This is a genomic window from Thermoactinomyces sp. CICC 10522 (assembly GCF_016055075.1).
GTDB lineage: Bacteria > Bacillota > Bacilli > Thermoactinomycetales > Thermoactinomycetaceae > Thermoactinomyces_A > Thermoactinomyces_A daqus.
Map to the genome: position 1 here is coordinate 577,432 of NZ_JAECVY010000001.1, position 17,035 is coordinate 594,466.

Genomic DNA, 17,035 nt, shown 5'->3' on the forward strand with positions numbered 1-17,035 from the left:
TGAAGGAGGTTTTTTCAAATGGGCAAAATCGCTTTTCTCTTTCCTGGCCAAGGATCGCAAAAAGTGGGCATGGGTTTGGATATCTACCAAAATAATGCCCGGGCGAAGCAAATCTTTGCCGAGGCCGATGAAGTACTCGGGTTTTCGCTTTCCCGCCTCTGTTTTGCAGGGCCGGAGGAAGAGTTGCGCCTGACGGCCAACACACAGCCGGCGATCCTGACCACCAGTGTGGCATTGTTGAGCATGCTGAGAGAAGAAGTGGATCTCGTCCCCGATTTTGTGGCGGGGCACAGTTTGGGAGAGTACTCGGCTTTGGTTGCGGCAAATGCTCTTTCATTTGCTGATGCGGTTCTTACCGTACATAAGCGTGGAACCTATATGGAACAAGCCGTTCCTGCCGGGCGCGGGGCGATGTCAGCCGTGATGAATTTGCAACGCGATTTGCTTGATCAGGTATGTAAAGAGGTAAGTAAGGAAAATCATGTAGTAGAGCCGGCAAATTACAATTGTCCCGGACAGATTGTGATTTCGGGTCACCGGGCTGCTGTGGAAGATGCCGGAGAAAAGGCGGTTGCCGCCGGAGCCAGAAGAGTGATTCCGCTTTCCGTAAGCGGACCGTTCCACTCGTCTCTGATGAAGCCTGCTGCGGAGCAATTAGCCGCACATTTGCAATCCATCCAAATCTCCCCTGCGCAGATTCCGGTTATTGCCAACGTGACGGCAAGACCGGTGGCCGAACCGGCGGAGATCGGCCGTCTACTGGTCGAGCAAGTGGCTTCCCCGGTATTGTGGGAGGACAGCGTCCGTTATATGCTGGAGCAGGGTGTGGATACATTTGTTGAGATCGGACCGGGGAATGTCTTGTGCGGGTTGGTGAAAAAAATAAACCGTCGTGTAGATACCCTTTCGATCCAGGACGAAGAAAGCTTGAAACAGGCCGTCGAAAAATTGAAGGTATTCGCATAGACAAAGGAGAGTCGAACGATGCTTGCAGGGAAAGTAGCTGTAGTGACGGGCGGTTCCCGGGGAATTGGACGCGCAGTCGCCATCACTTTGGCTGAAGCTGGGGCGAATGTGGCCATTTTCTATGCGGGAAATCACGCCGCAGCAGAAGAGACGGTTGCCAAGATCAAGGAGACCGGGCAAGAAGGGATGTCCCTCCAGGTGGACGTGGCCGACAGCGGGCAAGTCGACGCCGCGATCAAGCAAGTGCTGTCCACTTTCGGCAAAATTGATATTCTGGTCAATAACGCCGGGATCACCCGCGATAACCTTTTGATGCGCCTGAAAGAGGAAGAGTGGGATCAAGTGATCAACACCAATCTCAAAGGTGTGTTCCTTGCCACCAAAGCGGTAGTTCGTCCGATGATGAAACAGCGCAGCGGCCGGATCATCAACATTAGTTCTGTCGTGGGGGTCATGGGCAATCCGGGGCAAGCCAACTATGTGGCTGCCAAAGCCGGAGTGATCGGCTTGACCAAATCAACGGCCAAAGAACTGGCTGGCCGCGGGATCACGGTCAATGCGATTGCGCCCGGTTTCATCGATACGGATATGACATCCGTATTGGATGAAGAATTGAAGAAGCAGATGCTCAACCACATTCCGCTGGGCTTTTTCGGTGAGCCGAAAGATGTGGCGGAAACGGTGAAGTTTTTGGCCTCGGATTCCGCCAGATACATCACGGGACAGACGATTCATGTGGATGGCGGCATGGTGATGAGCTAGTTTTGGATAATTTCGTTGCTTGTCAATTGACGATTCCGTATAATACGAAAGGGAGGTGAGAGATATGGCAGATACGTTGGAACGCGTAAAGAAAATCGTTGTAGAACGCCTGAACGTTGATCCGTCCGAAGTAACGATGGAGGCATCTATCAAAGACGATTTGGGCGCAGACTCCCTCGATGTAGTCGACCTCATCATGGAATTGGAAGATGAGTTCGACATGGAGATCTCCGATGAAGAAGCGGAGAAAATTTCGACGGTTGGAGATGTAGTGGATTACATCAACAAACATAAATAAATTTTCCATCCGTACTTACGATAAAGTCCCGTGTTTTGCGGGACTTTATACACATCATTTTTCTACAGTATTGTGAGGAAAGGCGGTGGACCAGATTGAAAAATCGAGTTGTGATTACTGGTCTTGGAGTCATTTCTTCTCTTGGCAATGATATTGATACATTCTGGAATAATCTCATTCAAGGGAAGTCGGGAATCAGCCATATCACCCAGTTTGACACCAGCGATTATGCAGTAAAAATTGCCTCAGAGGTAAAAGACTTTGATCCCTTGAATTTTATTGATAAAAAAGAAACACGCCGGATGGATCGCTTTGCTCAATTCGCTGTCGCCGCTGCCAAGATGGCTGTCAGCCATGCCGGTCTGAACATCGATGACCGGAATGCGGAACGGGTCGGCGTCTACATCGGATCGGGCATCGGCGGTCTCGCCACATTGGAAAAACAGCATCGTGTTTTGATGGATCGCGGTCCGCGCCGGGTCAGTCCGTTCTTCGTCCCGATGATGATCGCCAACATGGCTTCCGGTATCGTATCGATTCAGTTGGGCGCCAAGGGGCCGAACAGCGCAGCCATTTCCGCTTGTTCGACCGGTACCCATTGTGTCGGGGATGCATTCAGAATTCTTCAGCGCGGGGAAGCGGACGTGATGTTGGCCGGTGGAGCCGAAGCAACGATCGTGCCGTTGGCAGTTGCCGGTTTTTCTGCGATGACGGCTCTGTCCACCCGCAATGACGAACCGGAAAAAGCGAGCCGCCCGTTTGACAAAGACCGTGATGGCTTTGTCATGGGGGAAGGAGCCGGGGTTCTCGTGCTGGAGACGCTGGATCACGCCTTAAAACGCGGAGCTAACATTATCGCCGAAGTGGTTGGTTACGGGATGACCGCAGATGCTTATCACTTAACCAGCCCGGCTCCGGAAGGGGAAGGGGCAAAACGGGCCATGGAGATGGCGATGCGGGATGCCGGACTTGCCCCTGAAGAGATTGATTATATCAATGCGCACGGCACTTCGACCGAATACAACGACAAGTTTGAAACGATGGCCATCAAAGGTGCGTTCAAGGATCACGCCTATAAACTGGCTGTCAGCTCCACCAAGTCCATGCTCGGTCACTTGCTTGGAGCCGCAGGCGGCGTGGAAACCATCATCAGTGCTCTGGCAATCAAAGAACAAATTCTCCCGCCGACGATCAACCTGGAAAATCCTGATCCGGAGTGCGATCTGGATTATGTTCCAAATGAAGCGCGCAAAACACGCGTTCGCACTGCACTGTCCAATTCGCTTGGCTTCGGGGGACACAACGCTACGATCTTGTTGAAAGAATATGAAGAAAAGTAATGGCAAAAGGGTGAATGAGATGGATTTTTCGCGCCTGGAAGAATTGACAGGCTTTGCATTTAAAAATCGAAAACTGTTTCAGCAGGCATTCACCCATACATCTTTTGCACACGAACGGAAGAACGGCACCCATGCAGACAATGAACGGTTGGAATTTTTAGGTGATGCCGTTCTCGAACTGGTTGTCTCCGAGTACCTGTTTCAACGCTATCCGAAGATGAGCGAAGGGGAACTGACACGGATGCGGGCCCGGATTGTCTGTGAACCTTCATTGGCTTCTTTTGCGCGTGAATTGGGGTTTGGCAATTACGTGCGCCTCGGAAAAGGGGAGGAGATGACGGGAGGGCGCAACCGTCCCTCCCTTTTGGCCGACTTGTTTGAAGCTTTTATTGGCGCCTTGTTTCTTGATCAGGGACTGGACGGTGCCAAAAACTTTTTGCATACGTTCATGTTCCCGAAGATAAATGAAGAATGGCTTGCCAGCATGTTGGATGCGAAAAGCCAATTGCAGGAGTTCGTGCAGCATGAACGGCTCGGAACCCTTGCCTATCGAATTGTCGATATGCAAGGACCGGCCCATGACCGGCATTTTGTGGCTGAGGTGTATTTGGATAACCAGCCGCTTGGCCGGGGCTCGGGACGATCGAAAAAAGAAGCGGAACAACATGCTGCAATGGAAGCATTGAAAAATTGGCAAGCCAAACAGAAATGAAACACACCCCTTAAATCGGAGCGGGAAAATCCAGACTGGTTACCGTTTCTTTTAAGGGGTGATTTTTGTTTTTTCGGATTGGAACATGAAGTGTCCGGCAAACCCTTCCACGTATACAGACGCACTTTGAAACAAATTCGTTGCATGGACAGCAAAATGTTTTTGTTGCTTTTGGGATATGTTATTTTAAAATAAAATGAAAACTACAAAAAGGGGCTGAAGGGAATTTTGCGATTTTTTAGTTATATCGCTCCCTATTTGTTTCAGTTATTTTCGCTGCTTGCGATCATTCTGCCGGTTGCCGGCGGAGTCCTTGCCCTGGTCATTTTATGGCGCATCATGAAATCGCTTGAGAGAATCAGCCAGTCTTTGAGCCGGCTTGTCGAATGGAAAGAGCGGGGACAAAAGAAGGAACAGGGAAGCGATGAAACTTGACGGCACCGCAATGATCATACGGAGGAATCCGTGGTATGAAGGCGATCACGGAGCGGCGGAGAACGAATCATTCAGGAGATGATTTGAAACAGCCCCTTTGCGCCCGGAGGCGTGCTGTGGGAAAATGCTGTCGTTCCAGTGTCGATGGACTGCCTGCTTTATCCGAGTGCGTTTCAATGTAATCTCCCGAAGAAGTTCCTGCCTGTTTCCCCGCGTTTGTTGCTGTCGCGGGAAAATATGGTGACTGTTCGTTTATTGCTGAAAGAAAGGTATTAAGCCTCCAGGGGTGAATGAATAAGAAGGGTTTGAGCTTGGGAAGGGAGAGAAGGATGGATGAAATTTTGTTCGTATGATGATTTTTTAAAAGTGGAAATGCGGATCGGGGAGGTGGTGCGCGCCGAACCGTTTCCCAAAGCGCGCAAACCCGCCTATAAGTTGTGGATCGACTTTGGAGAAGAAATTGGAACCAAAAAATCGAGTGCACAAATCACCCATTTGTATTCAATTGAAGAATTGGTGGGCAAACGGGTTGTCGCGGTCGTTAATTTTCCGCCCAAACAGGTGGCTGACTTTATGTCGGAAGTCTTGGTTTTGGGGGTTGATTCAACCGAAGGCGGCGTTACCTTGCTCCGGGCGGATCATCAGGCTCCGCTTGGAACACGGGTTTACTAAGCCGTACCAATTGATTTCAAAAACGGTAAGGGAGCCTTCTTTCAACGAGAACTGGCTTCCTTTTTTATAGAAAAACGATTTTTCTCTTTTTATGCTAAAATAAATCAGTTCCCCGGATTTTGTACAGGCTGTTGCTGAAGCAGAAATGGAAAAATCAGCAAAAGGCCTCGATTAAGTGAGAGGAGGGTGGTTCATGTATCTGAAACGATTGGAGATGAGCGGTTTTAAATCGTTTGCCGATCGCACGGAGTTGGAATTTGTTCCCGGCATCACCGCGGTCGTGGGGCCAAATGGCAGCGGGAAGAGCAATGTGACGGACGGAATTCGCTGGGTTCTGGGGGAACAAAGCGCCAAATCGCTGCGGGGAAACAAGATGGAGGATGTGATTTTTGCCGGGAGCGATACCCGAAAGCCCGTCGGCTATTGTGAAGTATCCATCACCTTTGACAACAGTGACCGGCGCCTGCCGCTGGACTATGCGGAAGTAACGGTGACACGGCGGGTTTATCGTTCGGGTGAGAGCGAATATTTGCTGAACCGGCAGAGCTGCCGGCTGAAGGATATTCACGAACTGTTTCTCGATACGGGAATTGGCAAGGATGCCTACTCGATGATCGGGCAGGGAAAAATCGATGAGATCCTCAGTTCCAAGTCGGAAGACCGCCGCATTATCTTTGAGGAAGCGGCAGGGATCAGCAAATATAAAACGCGCAAGAAAGAAGCGGAAAAGAAGCTGGATAACACGGAGCAAAATCTGGCCCGCATTCACGACCTGATCCATGAGCTGGAGACGCAGGTGGAACCGCTTGCGGAACAGGCGGAGAAAGCCCAGCGGTTTAAAGAATTAAAAACAGAATTGCAAAATGTGGAAATCGGGTTATACGTACATAAAATTGAGGCGATTCATAACGAGTGGCAGCAAGCGGCACAGGAGGTTAAACAGCTGAAAGAGAACCAGGTTTCGCTGGCCGCGGAAGTGAGCACCAAAGAAGCTGCGCTCGAGGAATTAAAGGGAAAATTGCAGGAGCAGGAACAGCGATGGGAGGAAGTCCAGACGCAACTGCTTTCCGTCAGCGAAGAACTGGAGAAAGCGGAAGGCCAGAAAGAAGTGCGCATGGAGCGCGTCCGTAACCGAACCGAAACGCAGCAACACCTTCAGGAGCAGATTCGGGTTTTGGAAAGCGAATGCACCCGGCTGCGCGAGGAAGAAAACAAGGTCAAGGAGCGGCTGAAGGAAAAGAAAGAAGCGCTCCGGCATGCGGAAGACCAGCTGGCCGTTTTAAAACAGCAACTTTCCCTCTCCAGCGATGATGTGGCCAAGAGGCTGTTGGAACTGACCGAAAAGCACAACCTGCAAGGGCAGAAACTGGCGGCCCTAACCAGTGAAAAACAATATGTATCCGAGCAGCGGGAAGAACTGAGTGAACGGATTAACGCCTTGGAGGCGCAGGAGAAGCAGTACGTGCAGGAGAGGCAGGAGCAAGACAAACAGGCTGAAAAATTGTCCGTTCAGCTCAAAGAAGTGGAAGAGGATCTGAAGCAGGCGGCACAGGAAGTGCGCACGTTGGCCGGGGAGCGCACCGAGATGGAGCAGGAAGAGAAGGCTCTCACCCTGCAAAGCCGCCAAGCGGAGCAACAATTAAACCGCCTCCGTTCCAAATGGGAGTGGATGAAAGAGATGGAGGCGGAACATCAGGGCTTTATGCAGGGGGTTAAAGAGGTTTTGCGCGCCCGGGACCGCGGAATTCCGGCCCTTAAAGGAGTTCACGGCGCCGTGGCCGAGCTGATCCAGGTTCCGGCAGAGATGGAAGCAGCGATGGAAACAGCGTTGGGCGGAGCGTTGCAACATATCGTCGTGGATGATGAGGCGACAGCGCGCAGCGGGATAGTTTACTTAAAAGAAAAGCGGCTGGGGCGGGCCACTTTTTTACCGCTCGATGTCATGAGAGCTCGCTCGCTCTCCGCGGCCGAATTGGAGCGGTGCCGGTCAGTCCCCGGGTTTGTCGGAATCGCGGCCGACCTGATCCGGACGGATGAGCGTTATCGCGCCTTGATGCAAAATTTGCTTGGGCTGGTCGTCGTCACGAAAACGCTGGAGCAGGCAAACCAGATGGCGCGGACGCTTTCTTACCGCTATCGCATTGTCACGTTGGACGGTGATGTGGTAAACCCGGGCGGTTCAATGACGGGGGGGAGCAGGCAACAAAGCAAAAGCAATCTGCTCGGGCGTTCCCGTCAGTTGGAGGAATTGGAGAAACAGATAAAAGAGGCGGAACGGGTTAGTGAAAAAATCCAACAGCAATTTGCTGCCTTGAGAGAACGGAAGCAGAAGCTGGAACAGGATTGGGAACGGGTTCGCCTGCGCGGGGAGGAGAGACGCGTCAAGGAACAGGAACTGCATGGACGGGAGCGTGAACTCGCCGTGCAAAAACGGGCGGTGGAAGAGCAACTGAAAAGCATCGCCGCCGAGCGGAAACAGGCGTTGGCGAAAAATGAGCAACTCACCCGCCATTTTCAAAGACTGGAGCAGGAGATCGAGCAACTACGCAGGGAACAAACCCGCTTGGAGCAAATGATCCGCGAAGCGGAAGATCTGGCCAAACAAGCGGCCAGTGATAAAGAAGAAGCCGGAGAGCGGATGACCGAACTTCGTGTCACTGTGGCGCAGCTAAGGCAGGAACTGGCCAACCTGGAGGAAATCGGCCGCCGGCTGGCTGAAGACTACAAGCGTTCGTCCAAGCAGCTGGGCATCGCCAAAAAAGAGTGGGAGTCTTTGGGCTCTCAGCAGGAATTCAATCAGCAGGAAATGGGCCAACTGGAGCAGAGGATCAACGACCTTCGGCAGCAGAAGGAAAAGATTCAGTCCCAGCTGGCCGAAACGAGACAGTTGCGCGAAGAAACCTTGCAGCGTCGCGAACAGCAAGAAAAAGAGGTGCGCACCTTGAGCCAATCCTACCGCAAGCAGGAGAACCGGCTCCATGAGCAGGAAGTGCGCGTGAACCGCCTTGATGTGGAGTTAAATCATCTTTTGCAAAAGTTGGCCGAAGAATATGAGATCAGTTACGAACGGGCCAAACAAGAATATGAGGTCCCTGCCGAACCTGCCAAAGCGGAGCGGAGGGTTCGCTCTCTCAAATCGCAGATCACATCGTTGGGGGATGTAAACCTGGGAGCGATTGAAGAGCACAACCGTCTGATGGAACGACTCGATTTCCTGAAGACCCAGGAAGCGGATCTCCTCGAAGCCAAGGAGAAACTCTATGAAATCATCCGCCAGTTGACGGAGGAGATGGGGCGGCGTTTTCTCGAGAGTTTTGAAATGATCCGCACCGAATTTCAAGATGTATTTGTGAAGATGTTCGGCGGCGGACGCGCTGATTTGCAACTGAGCGAACCGGACAATCTGCTGGAAACGGGAATTGACATCGTCGCCCAACCGCCCGGAAAAAAACTGCAAAACCTCAATCTCCTGTCGGGCGGGGAAAGAGCGTTGGCCGCGCTGGCGCTTCTTTTTGCCGTTCTTCGTATCAAACCGGTGCCGTTCTGCGTTTTGGATGAAGTGGACGCAGCGCTCGATGAAGCCAATCTGACCCGCTATACCCATTACATGAAAGAGTTTTCCGGCAAAACGCAGTTTATCATCATCACCCACCGCAAGCACACCATGGAAGGAGCGGATGTGCTGTATGGAATTACCATGCAGGAATCGGGTGTGTCCAAACTGGTATCAGTGAAGCTGGAAGAGTATGATGGAAGTATGGAAGTTGCCAGTAGCCAGAGCTAGGAGGAACAAGATGAGTTTTTTCAGGAAATTAAAAGAGAGTGTTTCCAAAAAAACCGATTCGGTCACACAAAAATTTATGACCGGACTGAAGAAGACGAGTACGCAGTTTGTCGGGGCCATATCCGACCTGTTCGCCGGTCGCAGCAAGATCGACGAGGATCTCTATGAGGAACTGGAAGAGATTTTGATCGGTGCAGATGTCGGGGTGACAACGACAATGGAATTGACGGAGCGTCTCCGTTCGGAAGTGAAGGAGAGAAAAATCAAAGAGCCTTCGGAATTGCAGCCGCTCCTGATGGAACTGATCAGTGAAATGCTGTCGGATAAACAGAGGGAGAGCAAGTTAAACCTGAATGAAGATGGATTAACCGTTATTTTGTTTGTGGGAGTGAACGGGGTCGGAAAAACGACCACGATCGGCAAACTGGCCCACCGCTTTAAAAGCGAAGGCAAAAAAGTGGTGCTGGCGGCCGGGGACACGTTCCGCGCCGGGGCGATTGAACAGCTGGAAACCTGGGGAGAACGTGTGGGAGTTGATGTGATCAAGCATCAGGCAGGTGCTGATCCCGCGGCAGTGATCTACGACGGCATTCAGGCCGCCCGCGCGCGCAAGGCGGATATTCTGCTCTGTGATACGGCAGGCCGCCTGCAAAACAAGGTGAACCTGATGGAAGAACTGAAAAAAGTATACCGCGTCGTGAAACGGGAAGTGCCTGACGGCCCGCATGAAGTGCTTCTGGTGCTTGATGCCACCACGGGACAAAATGCCCTGATCCAGGCGAAGCAATTTGGCGAAGCTGTCAATGTATCGGGCATCGTCTTGACAAAATTGGACGGAACGGCCAAAGGCGGAATTGTGATCGCCATCAATCACGAGTTAAACCTGCCGGTCAAACTGGTCGGACTCGGTGAAAAAGCGGATGACCTTCAGGACTTTGATGCCGATCAGTTTTTGCACGCCTTGTTCAAAGAAGCGATGGAAGAAGAGATGCAGGCGGAGTAATCGGCTTTTTGCAACAGGCATGGATGAGCGATCGGGCATGAGGGGAGAGGGGGTTTTTCATTCCCCCGCTTCCTTTTGGGTATTGATCAAGGAAAAAGCCTTGACATGATTATTTTCCTGGGGTATAGTATACACCTGTAAAGGTTAGCGCCTTGACGGTGCGCGGAGGTGTCTCCCGTGCTAGACCAGACAACGGAAATGAATCTGTTGTACGACTTTTATGGTTCGCTGTTGACCGAAAAGCAACGGGCCCTGCTTGAGATGTATTATGCGTTGGATTGGTCACTCGGAGAAATAGCCGAACATCAAGGTGTTTCCCGGCAAGCGGTATTTGAGGCGATCAAGCGGGCGCAAGCGACCATGTTGGATTTGGAAAACAAGCTGGGGCTTTTGCACAAGCACACAGAGCGACAACAGATTGCAGAGGAAATTTTGCGGCGCCTGGATGATGAGCCAGAAGCGCGTTCGCGAATTGAACCGCTCATTAAGAAAATGGTCGATCTTGATTAAGGGCCATGTGAGGAGGGGGCACCCATGGCATTTGAAGGATTGTCAGAGAGACTGCAATCGGTCATGCGCAAGTTGCGCGGCAAAGGAAAAGTGACGGAAGCGGATTTGAAAGAAGCGATGCGGGAAGTCCGTCTGGCGCTGTTGGAAGCAGATGTCAACTTTAAAGTTGTCAAAAGTTTCATCGACCGCGTCAAAGAACGGGCGATCGGACAGGAAGTGCTGAAAAGCTTAACCCCCGGACAGCAAGTCATCAAGGTGGTCAATGAAGAGTTGACTGCGCTGATGGGCGGGGAACAAAGCAAACTGGTTCAATCCGCAAAGCCGCCGACGAAGATCATGATGGTCGGTCTCCAAGGTGCCGGTAAAACGACCACTTCTGGCAAATTGGTACGTTATCTGCAAAAGCAAAACCGCCGCGCTCTCCTGGTGGCTGCAGACGTCTACCGCCCTGCGGCGATCAGGCAGTTGGAAATTTTGGGCGCGGATTTAAATACACCCGTTTTTTCCCTTGGGGATAAAGAGGATCCCGTTGTCATCGCACAGCGCGGTGTCGCCAAGGCGAAAGAAGAAAATTTGGATTACGTAATCATCGACACTGCGGGCCGCCTTCACGTCGATCAGGAAATGATGGACGAGTTGAAGCGGATTCGTGAGCAGGTGGAGCCCGATGAGATTTTGCTGGTCGTCGATGCGATGACCGGTCAGGATGCCGTCAATGTGGCAGAAACGTTCCACAGCGAACTGGGGCTCACCGGGGTGGTTTTGACTAAGTTGGACGGTGATACTCGCGGGGGTGCAGCCCTTTCCGTCAAAGCGGTTACCCAGTGCCCGATCAAATTTGTCGGCTTGGGCGAAAAAACCGATGCCCTTGAACCTTTTTATCCGGATCGCATGGCTTCCCGCATCCTGGGCATGGGCGACGTGCTCACCCTGATTGAAAAAGCGCAGGCAGCAGTTGATGCTGAGAAAGCAAAAGAGCTTGAACGAAAGATGCGCACGCTCTCATTTACGTTTGACGATTTTTTGGATCAGCTGCAGCAGGTTCGCAAGATGGGCCCGCTGGAAGACATGCTTGCCATGCTGCCGGGAGCCGGCCAGATCAAAGGGTTGAAAAACCTGCAAGTCGATGAGAAGCAGCTTTCCAGGGTCGAAGCGATTATCCGCTCGATGACCCCGCAGGAAAAAGAGAATCCTGAAATCATCAATGCCAGCCGGCGAAAACGGATTGCCAACGGCAGCGGCACGACGGTTCAGGATGTCAACCGCCTGTTGAAGCAATTTAATGACATGAAAAAAATGATGAAACAATTTTCGCAGATGAGCAAAGGCGGAAAAAGGAAAAAACGAGGCTTCCGTTTTCCGTTTATGCAATAGATGAAACCTTGTGCAGGAGGTGAAAAAAGATGGCAGTGAAAATCCGTTTAAGACGCATGGGAGCAAAAAAAGCCCCGTTTTACCGCGTCGTTGTGGCTGACTCTCGTGCACCGCGCGATGGCCGTTCCATTGATGAGATCGGATACTACAATCCGACAACTCAACCGGCCACGGTGAAAATTGACGAGGAAAAAGCCCTGAAATGGCTCGCTAACGGTGCACAACCTTCCGATACGGTACGCAGCTTGTTCCGCCAGGAAGGCATTTTGCAAAAAGTGCATGAGCAAAAACATCAAAAATAAGACTTCTGGGCATACCCTGGAGGATTATAAGCGATGAAAGAACTGATTGAATACATGGTGACGGCGCTGGTGGATCATCCGAAGCAAGTAAACGTCAGTGAACGAACAACCGAAGACGGCATCGTTTACGAGCTGTCGGTGGCGAAAGAGGATTTGGGTAAAGTGATCGGGCGACAAGGCCGGGTGATCAGAGCGATTCGCACGGTTGTAAGGGCAACAGCATGGAAGGAGAAGCAACGCGTATGGGTGAAAATCGTTTGAATCACAGAAAAGGCGGGGATTTCGGCTCCGGGTACTTGAATGTGGGCCGTATCGTCGGAACCCACGGTATTCGCGGTGAAGTTCGCGTTCTGTGCGATACCGACTTTCCCGAGCTGCGTTTTGCTCCAGGGAATCGGCTGTTGCTCCTCCGGTCTGATCTTAATGAGCCTTTGCCGCTGACTGTGGAAAAAAGCCGTCCGCATAAATCCGCACTGCTGGTGAAGTTTCAGGAGTGGAACAGCATTAACGAGGCTGAAGTTTACAAAAACAGCCGGCTGGTCGTTCCAAAAGAGGACTTGGCTCCGCTCAACGAAGAGGAAGGCGAGTTCTACTTTCACCAGATCATCGGATGTGAGGTAATCACCACGGAAGGCAGGAAGATCGGCAAGGTTAAAGAAATTTTGCCTCTGCCGGCCAACGATGTGTGGGTTGTTCGTTCTGATGATCAGGATAAGGAGATTTTGCTCCCCTATATTGAGCCGATCGTGAAGGATGTAGACCTCCAGCGGCAACAGATTACTATTCAGTGGATGGAAGGATTGGATTAATGTGGCAAAGATCCGTTTTGACGTGCTCACCCTTTTTCCGGAGATGTTTACCGGCTTCTTGCAATCGAGCATCATCAAACGAGCACATGAAAAAGGATTGATCGCAACCAATCTCATCAACTTCCGGGAATATGCAACCGATAAACACCGCACGGTTGATGATACCCCTTACGGGGGCGGCGGGGGGATGGTGTTGAAGCCGGAACCGCTGTTTGCTGCCGTTGATGGCATTCTCGCACAAGTTGATGAACGTCCACCTGTAATCCTGATGTCGCCACAGGGTGTGCCTTTCACCCAGGCAAAGGCGGAGGAGCTGGCACGCCATTCTCATCTCGTTCTGCTCTGCGGCCATTACGAAGGTTATGATGAGCGGATCCGCCAACACCTGGTGACGGATGAGATCTCGATTGGCGATTATGTTCTGACTGGCGGCGAATTGCCGGCCATGGTGCTCATGGACAGCGTCAGCCGCTTGATTTCCGGTGTGCTGGGCAATGAATCCTCGGCTGTGGATGATTCCTTTTCCAGCGGTTTGCTCGAATATCCGCAATATACCCGCCCGCCTGAATTTCGGGGAATGAAAGTACCGGATGTTCTGTTATCCGGCCATCATGCCCGGATTGAACAATGGCGGCGTGAGCAATCCTTGCTTCGCACATGGCAGCGGCGGCCGGATCTGTTGAGAACGGCGGCTCTGACGGAAGAGGATCGCGCATTTTTGCGGGAATTGGAGCGTAAGTATTCCCATGAACAGTAATTGTATTCAATCAGGTCGTGTGTTACAATATTCTCCGTCTATCCGCCCGTGAAGTGCGGAGAAATGCGGAGTTGAAGATTCTTGATGAGAAAGGGGGTTTGTGAGGCATGCGTCCGATCATTCGTGAAATTACGGAAGAACAATTGAAAAAAGATATCCCCCAATTCCGTGCCGGGGACACTCTTCGTGTGCACGTGAGAGTAAAAGAGGGACAACGCGAACGTATTCAGGTATTTGAAGGCGTTGTGATCCAACGTCGTGGCGGGGGCATTTCCGAGACGTTTACCGTGCGCAAGATTTCCTATGGTGTAGGGGTTGAACGTACATTCCCGTTGCATTCGCCGCGCATTGAAAAAATCGAAGTGATCCGCCGCGGTAAAGTTCGCCGTGCGAAACTGTACTATCTGCGTAAACTTCGCGGTAAAGCAGCGCGCATTAAGGAAATTCACTAATATACCATTGGGTTTGAAGGGCTTGGACGGGTTCAAGCCCTTTCTTCGCATCTATCTATGTTTCTGCCAAGTGGAGGGAAGCAAATGGATGAATTTGTCCCTCGTTCAGAACAGTCCCTGCAACCGGATCAGAAAAACGGCAAAAAGAAAATATTGGATTGGGCAAAAGCAATTTTGCTGGCGCTGATTTTAGCCGTTCTCATTCGCATGTTTGTGTTTGAACCGTTTAATGTTTCCGGCCCTTCCATGCAGGATACCTTGTTTACGGGCGATTTGGTGATGGTGGATAAATTGATCTACGACTTTCGTGAACCGCACCGGGGTGAGGTGGTTGTGTTTCACGCCCCGGAACAGCAGGATTTTATCAAACGCGTGATCGCCCTGCCAGGAGAGACAATCGAGGCAAAGAACAATAAAATTTTCATTAACGGCAAAATGATCAATGAACCCTACATATCCGAAGATAACCGGACACTTGATTTTGATCAGGTAAAAGTGCCTCCCGGCGATGTGTTTGTGATGGGAGACAATCGCATCAACAGCAAGGACAGCAGGGATATCGGCCCTGTTCCGATCTCGAAGATCGTCGGTCGGGCGGAGTTTGTTTACTATCCATTTGATCACATCCAGTTTTTATGGTAAAAATCAAATAACAGACTGCTGCAGAAAGAGCTTGAAACCATCCGCTCCGGATTGTGATATCAAGCTCTTTTCTCCTTTACGAAAACCTGGTTCATGCAGCGGGAATATCGGGTCTGTAGAATGAAGAAGGTGACTGACAGTTGACGATTCAATGGTTTCCGGGGCATATGGCGAAAGCGCGCAGGCAAGTGGAAGAAAAATTGAAGCTGGTGGATATCGTCTTCGAATTATTGGACGGCCGCTTGCCTCTCTCGAGCCGAAACCCGATGATGGATGAGATTCTCAAACAAAAACCGCGGCTAATTCTGTTCACAAAAAGCGATTTGGCGGATGAGAAGGCGACCGGGCGCTGGATCGATTATTTTCGGGAGCGGGGTTTGACTGTTTTGCCGATTGACGCACAGACGGGAAAAGGGGTGAAGCAAATCATTCCCGCCAGTGAGCGTCTGCTGGCGCCCCTGTTTGCGCAGAGGGAGAAAAAAGGAATTCAGTCGCGAAAATTTCGTGCGATGGTGGTGGGGATTCCCAATGTCGGCAAATCTTCGCTGATTAATCGTCTGGCCAGGCGAACTGCGACGGTGACGGGCGACCGCCCCGGAGTAACCAAGGCGCAACAATGGATTCGGGTGGGAAAAACCTTGGAATTACTCGATACCCCGGGGATTTTGTGGCCCAAGTTCGATGATCCCGAAGTGGGTTACCGCCTGGCCGCCAGCGGTGCGATCAAAGAGGAGATCTTGCCTCTGGAAGATGTCGCACTTTATACCATCCGCTTTTTAAAAGAGCGTTATCCGGAAGCACTGCGCAAACGTTATAACCTGAACGAAGTTTCCGCTGCGGATGGCGTCCAACTGATGGAGATGATCGGAAGGAAACGGGGTTGTCTGATTCGCGGAGGAGAGATCGACTATGAAAAAGTAGCGGAGATTCTCCTGAATGACCTGCGTTCGGGACGGCTTGGGCAGATTACGTTGGAGTTGCCGGAAGACCTGCAGAAAAAGGAGGAAACGGATGAAGGGAACGATAGCGGAGATTAAGGCTTGGCTGAAATCCCAAGAGACGATTTCCGGAGCGGAGCTTGAAGCCCTGTTGCAAGATTCACGGGCGGGTGTGCGTCAACTCGCTCGTTCCTACATAAAAGAACAAGAACGAAGAGAAAAAGAACGCGCACGGTTGGATGCGATGTGGAAATATGAGCGCGAATGCCGCGCCCGGGGGATAAAATGGATTGCCGGGGTGGATGAAGCGGGCAGGGGACCGTTGGCTGGTCCGGTTGTTGCCGCTGCCGTGATTTTGCCGGCCGATTTTCCCGTGGAAGGTTTAAATGATTCAAAACAGCTGACGGCAAAAGAACGAAATGTGTTAAAACAACGGATCGAGCAGAAAGCGATTGCAATCGGCATCGGGTTGGTCGATGTCGCGTACATAGACCGGCATAATATTTTGCAGGCGACATATGAAGCGATGCGGACGGCGATTCGGCAATTGGAACCGGTGCCGGAAATAATTTTGGCCGATGCCGTGACCATTCCCAGCATTTCCATCAATCAGCAGAGAATTGTCAAGGGAGACGCTCTCAGCCATTCGATTGCCGCCGCCTCCGTCATTGCCAAAACGACCAGGGATGAATGGATGATTGAAGCGGCCCGAAAATATCCGGAATACGGTTTTGACCAAAACATGGGGTATGGAACCCCGGAGCATCTGGAGGCACTCAGGAAATGGGGACCGACTCCGTTACATCGCCGCAGTTTTGCCCCGGTTCGTGAATGGTTTACGGAAAATGAGATGACGCTGGCCATGGCCGGGGAGGAAAGATGAAAGACCGGCGCAAGGAAGTAGGGCGGATGGGGGAAAAGCTGGCTGCGGACATGTTGCGGGATAAAGGATATGAGATTGTGGAGCGCAATTGGGCCAGCCGCCTTGGGGAATTGGATTTGATCACGCAAAAGGACGGACAATTGGTGATCGTGGAAGTTCGCACGACTTGTGGCGGAAAATACGGTTACGGTTTTCAGTCGGTAGATGTGCGCAAGCAACAGAAAGTGCGGCGTTTGGCCATTCAGTACATTCAACGGAAGCAGCTGGGGCACATGCCGGTGCGTTTTGACGTCGTCTCCGTCCTGTTGAACCGGGAGTTGTTGCCGCTGCAAATCGATCATATTGAAGGAGCTTTTTGAAGGAAGACAACCTCTTTTCCGGCAGGAGAGGTTGTCT

General features: G+C 51.5%; 20 protein-coding genes. All 20 read left to right on the forward strand.

The features are described from left to right. The first annotated feature begins 18 nt into the window (after positions 1-18). The 20 genes from fabD to I8U18_RS03075 all read left to right on the forward strand — a co-directional run bounded on the left by fabD (position 19) and on the right by I8U18_RS03075 (position 16,998). Complete coding sequence (fabD, locus tag I8U18_RS02980) at positions 19-966, forward strand: ACP S-malonyltransferase (RefSeq protein WP_033099764.1); 948 nt, start codon at positions 19-21, stop codon at positions 964-966. An 18-nt stretch (positions 967-984) separates the two neighbouring features. After that, entirely contained in the window at positions 985-1,728 is a 744-nt protein-coding gene (gene fabG / locus I8U18_RS02985; RefSeq protein ID WP_198055690.1) for a 3-oxoacyl-ACP reductase FabG, read from the forward strand. 64 nt (positions 1,729-1,792) lie between these two features. Continuing rightward, positions 1,793-2,026, forward strand: a complete 234-nt coding sequence (gene acpP / locus I8U18_RS02990) for an acyl carrier protein (RefSeq protein WP_033099762.1) — start codon at positions 1,793-1,795, stop codon at positions 2,024-2,026. 95 nt (positions 2,027-2,121) lie between these two features. After that, the gene (gene fabF, locus I8U18_RS02995; RefSeq protein WP_198055691.1) at positions 2,122-3,366 is read left to right on the forward strand and encodes a beta-ketoacyl-ACP synthase II; all 1,245 of its coding nucleotides are present in this window, start codon (positions 2,122-2,124) and stop codon (positions 3,364-3,366) included. Continuing rightward, entirely contained in the window at positions 3,353-4,078 is a 726-nt protein-coding gene (rnc, locus tag I8U18_RS03000; protein ID WP_033099760.1) for a ribonuclease III, read from the forward strand. Before fabF ends, rnc begins: the two co-directional genes overlap by 14 nt. A 228-nt stretch (positions 4,079-4,306) precedes the next feature. Next, entirely contained in the window at positions 4,307-4,513 is a 207-nt protein-coding gene (locus I8U18_RS03005) for a hypothetical protein (protein WP_033099759.1), read from the forward strand. A 333-nt stretch (positions 4,514-4,846) separates the two neighbouring features. Then, positions 4,847-5,185: a tRNA-binding protein gene (locus tag I8U18_RS03010; protein ID WP_033099758.1), complete on the forward strand. Its 339-nt coding sequence runs from the start codon at positions 4,847-4,849 to the stop codon at positions 5,183-5,185. A gap of 193 nt (positions 5,186-5,378) precedes the next feature. Beyond that, complete coding sequence (smc, locus tag I8U18_RS03015) at positions 5,379-8,969, forward strand: chromosome segregation protein SMC (protein WP_198055692.1); 3,591 nt, start codon at positions 5,379-5,381, stop codon at positions 8,967-8,969. 10 nt (positions 8,970-8,979) lie between these two features. Then, a complete protein-coding gene (gene ftsY / locus I8U18_RS03020) occupies positions 8,980-9,972 on the forward strand; it encodes a signal recognition particle-docking protein FtsY (protein ID WP_033099756.1) in 993 nt (330 codons plus the stop codon). 177 nt (positions 9,973-10,149) lie between these two features. Then, entirely contained in the window at positions 10,150-10,482 is a 333-nt protein-coding gene (ylxM, locus tag I8U18_RS03025) for a YlxM family DNA-binding protein (protein ID WP_033099755.1), read from the forward strand. Positions 10,483-10,506: 24 nt separating this feature from the next. Continuing rightward, positions 10,507-11,856, forward strand: a complete 1,350-nt coding sequence (gene ffh, locus I8U18_RS03030) for a signal recognition particle protein (protein ID WP_198055693.1) — start codon at positions 10,507-10,509, stop codon at positions 11,854-11,856. Positions 11,857-11,885: 29 nt separating this feature from the next. Further along, positions 11,886-12,158 (forward strand): 30S ribosomal protein S16, encoded by a 273-nt coding sequence (gene rpsP, locus I8U18_RS03035; protein ID WP_033099753.1) that lies wholly within the window; start codon positions 11,886-11,888, stop codon positions 12,156-12,158. Positions 12,159-12,191: 33 nt separating this feature from the next. Continuing rightward, positions 12,192-12,419 carry a KH domain-containing protein gene (locus tag I8U18_RS03040; protein WP_033099752.1) on the forward strand — a complete coding sequence of 76 codons (228 nt, stop codon included), beginning with the start codon at positions 12,192-12,194 and terminating at the stop codon, positions 12,417-12,419. Further along, on the forward strand, positions 12,401-12,967 hold the full coding sequence (rimM, locus tag I8U18_RS03045; protein ID WP_052153968.1) for a ribosome maturation factor RimM: 567 nt from the start codon (positions 12,401-12,403) through the stop codon (positions 12,965-12,967). The genes I8U18_RS03040 and rimM overlap by 19 nt, the downstream gene beginning before the upstream one ends. A 10-nt stretch (positions 12,968-12,977) precedes the next feature. Then, positions 12,978-13,724 (forward strand): tRNA (guanosine(37)-N1)-methyltransferase TrmD, encoded by a 747-nt coding sequence (gene trmD / locus I8U18_RS03050; protein ID WP_198064482.1) that lies wholly within the window; start codon positions 12,978-12,980, stop codon positions 13,722-13,724. Positions 13,725-13,831: 107 nt separating this feature from the next. Continuing rightward, entirely contained in the window at positions 13,832-14,176 is a 345-nt protein-coding gene (gene rplS / locus I8U18_RS03055; RefSeq protein ID WP_033099751.1) for a 50S ribosomal protein L19, read from the forward strand. Between the two features lie 84 nt (positions 14,177-14,260). Next, positions 14,261-14,818 (forward strand): signal peptidase I, encoded by a 558-nt coding sequence (lepB, locus tag I8U18_RS03060; protein ID WP_198055695.1) that lies wholly within the window; start codon positions 14,261-14,263, stop codon positions 14,816-14,818. A gap of 140 nt (positions 14,819-14,958) precedes the next feature. Then, positions 14,959-15,855: a ribosome biogenesis GTPase YlqF gene (ylqF, locus tag I8U18_RS03065; RefSeq protein WP_198055696.1), complete on the forward strand. Its 897-nt coding sequence runs from the start codon at positions 14,959-14,961 to the stop codon at positions 15,853-15,855. Next, complete coding sequence (locus tag I8U18_RS03070) at positions 15,830-16,639, forward strand: ribonuclease HII (RefSeq protein ID WP_198055697.1); 810 nt, start codon at positions 15,830-15,832, stop codon at positions 16,637-16,639. The genes ylqF and I8U18_RS03070 overlap by 26 nt, the downstream gene beginning before the upstream one ends. After that, positions 16,636-16,998 (forward strand): YraN family protein, encoded by a 363-nt coding sequence (locus tag I8U18_RS03075; protein ID WP_033099748.1) that lies wholly within the window; start codon positions 16,636-16,638, stop codon positions 16,996-16,998. Before I8U18_RS03070 ends, I8U18_RS03075 begins: the two co-directional genes overlap by 4 nt. Positions 16,999-17,035 lie beyond the last annotated feature (37 nt).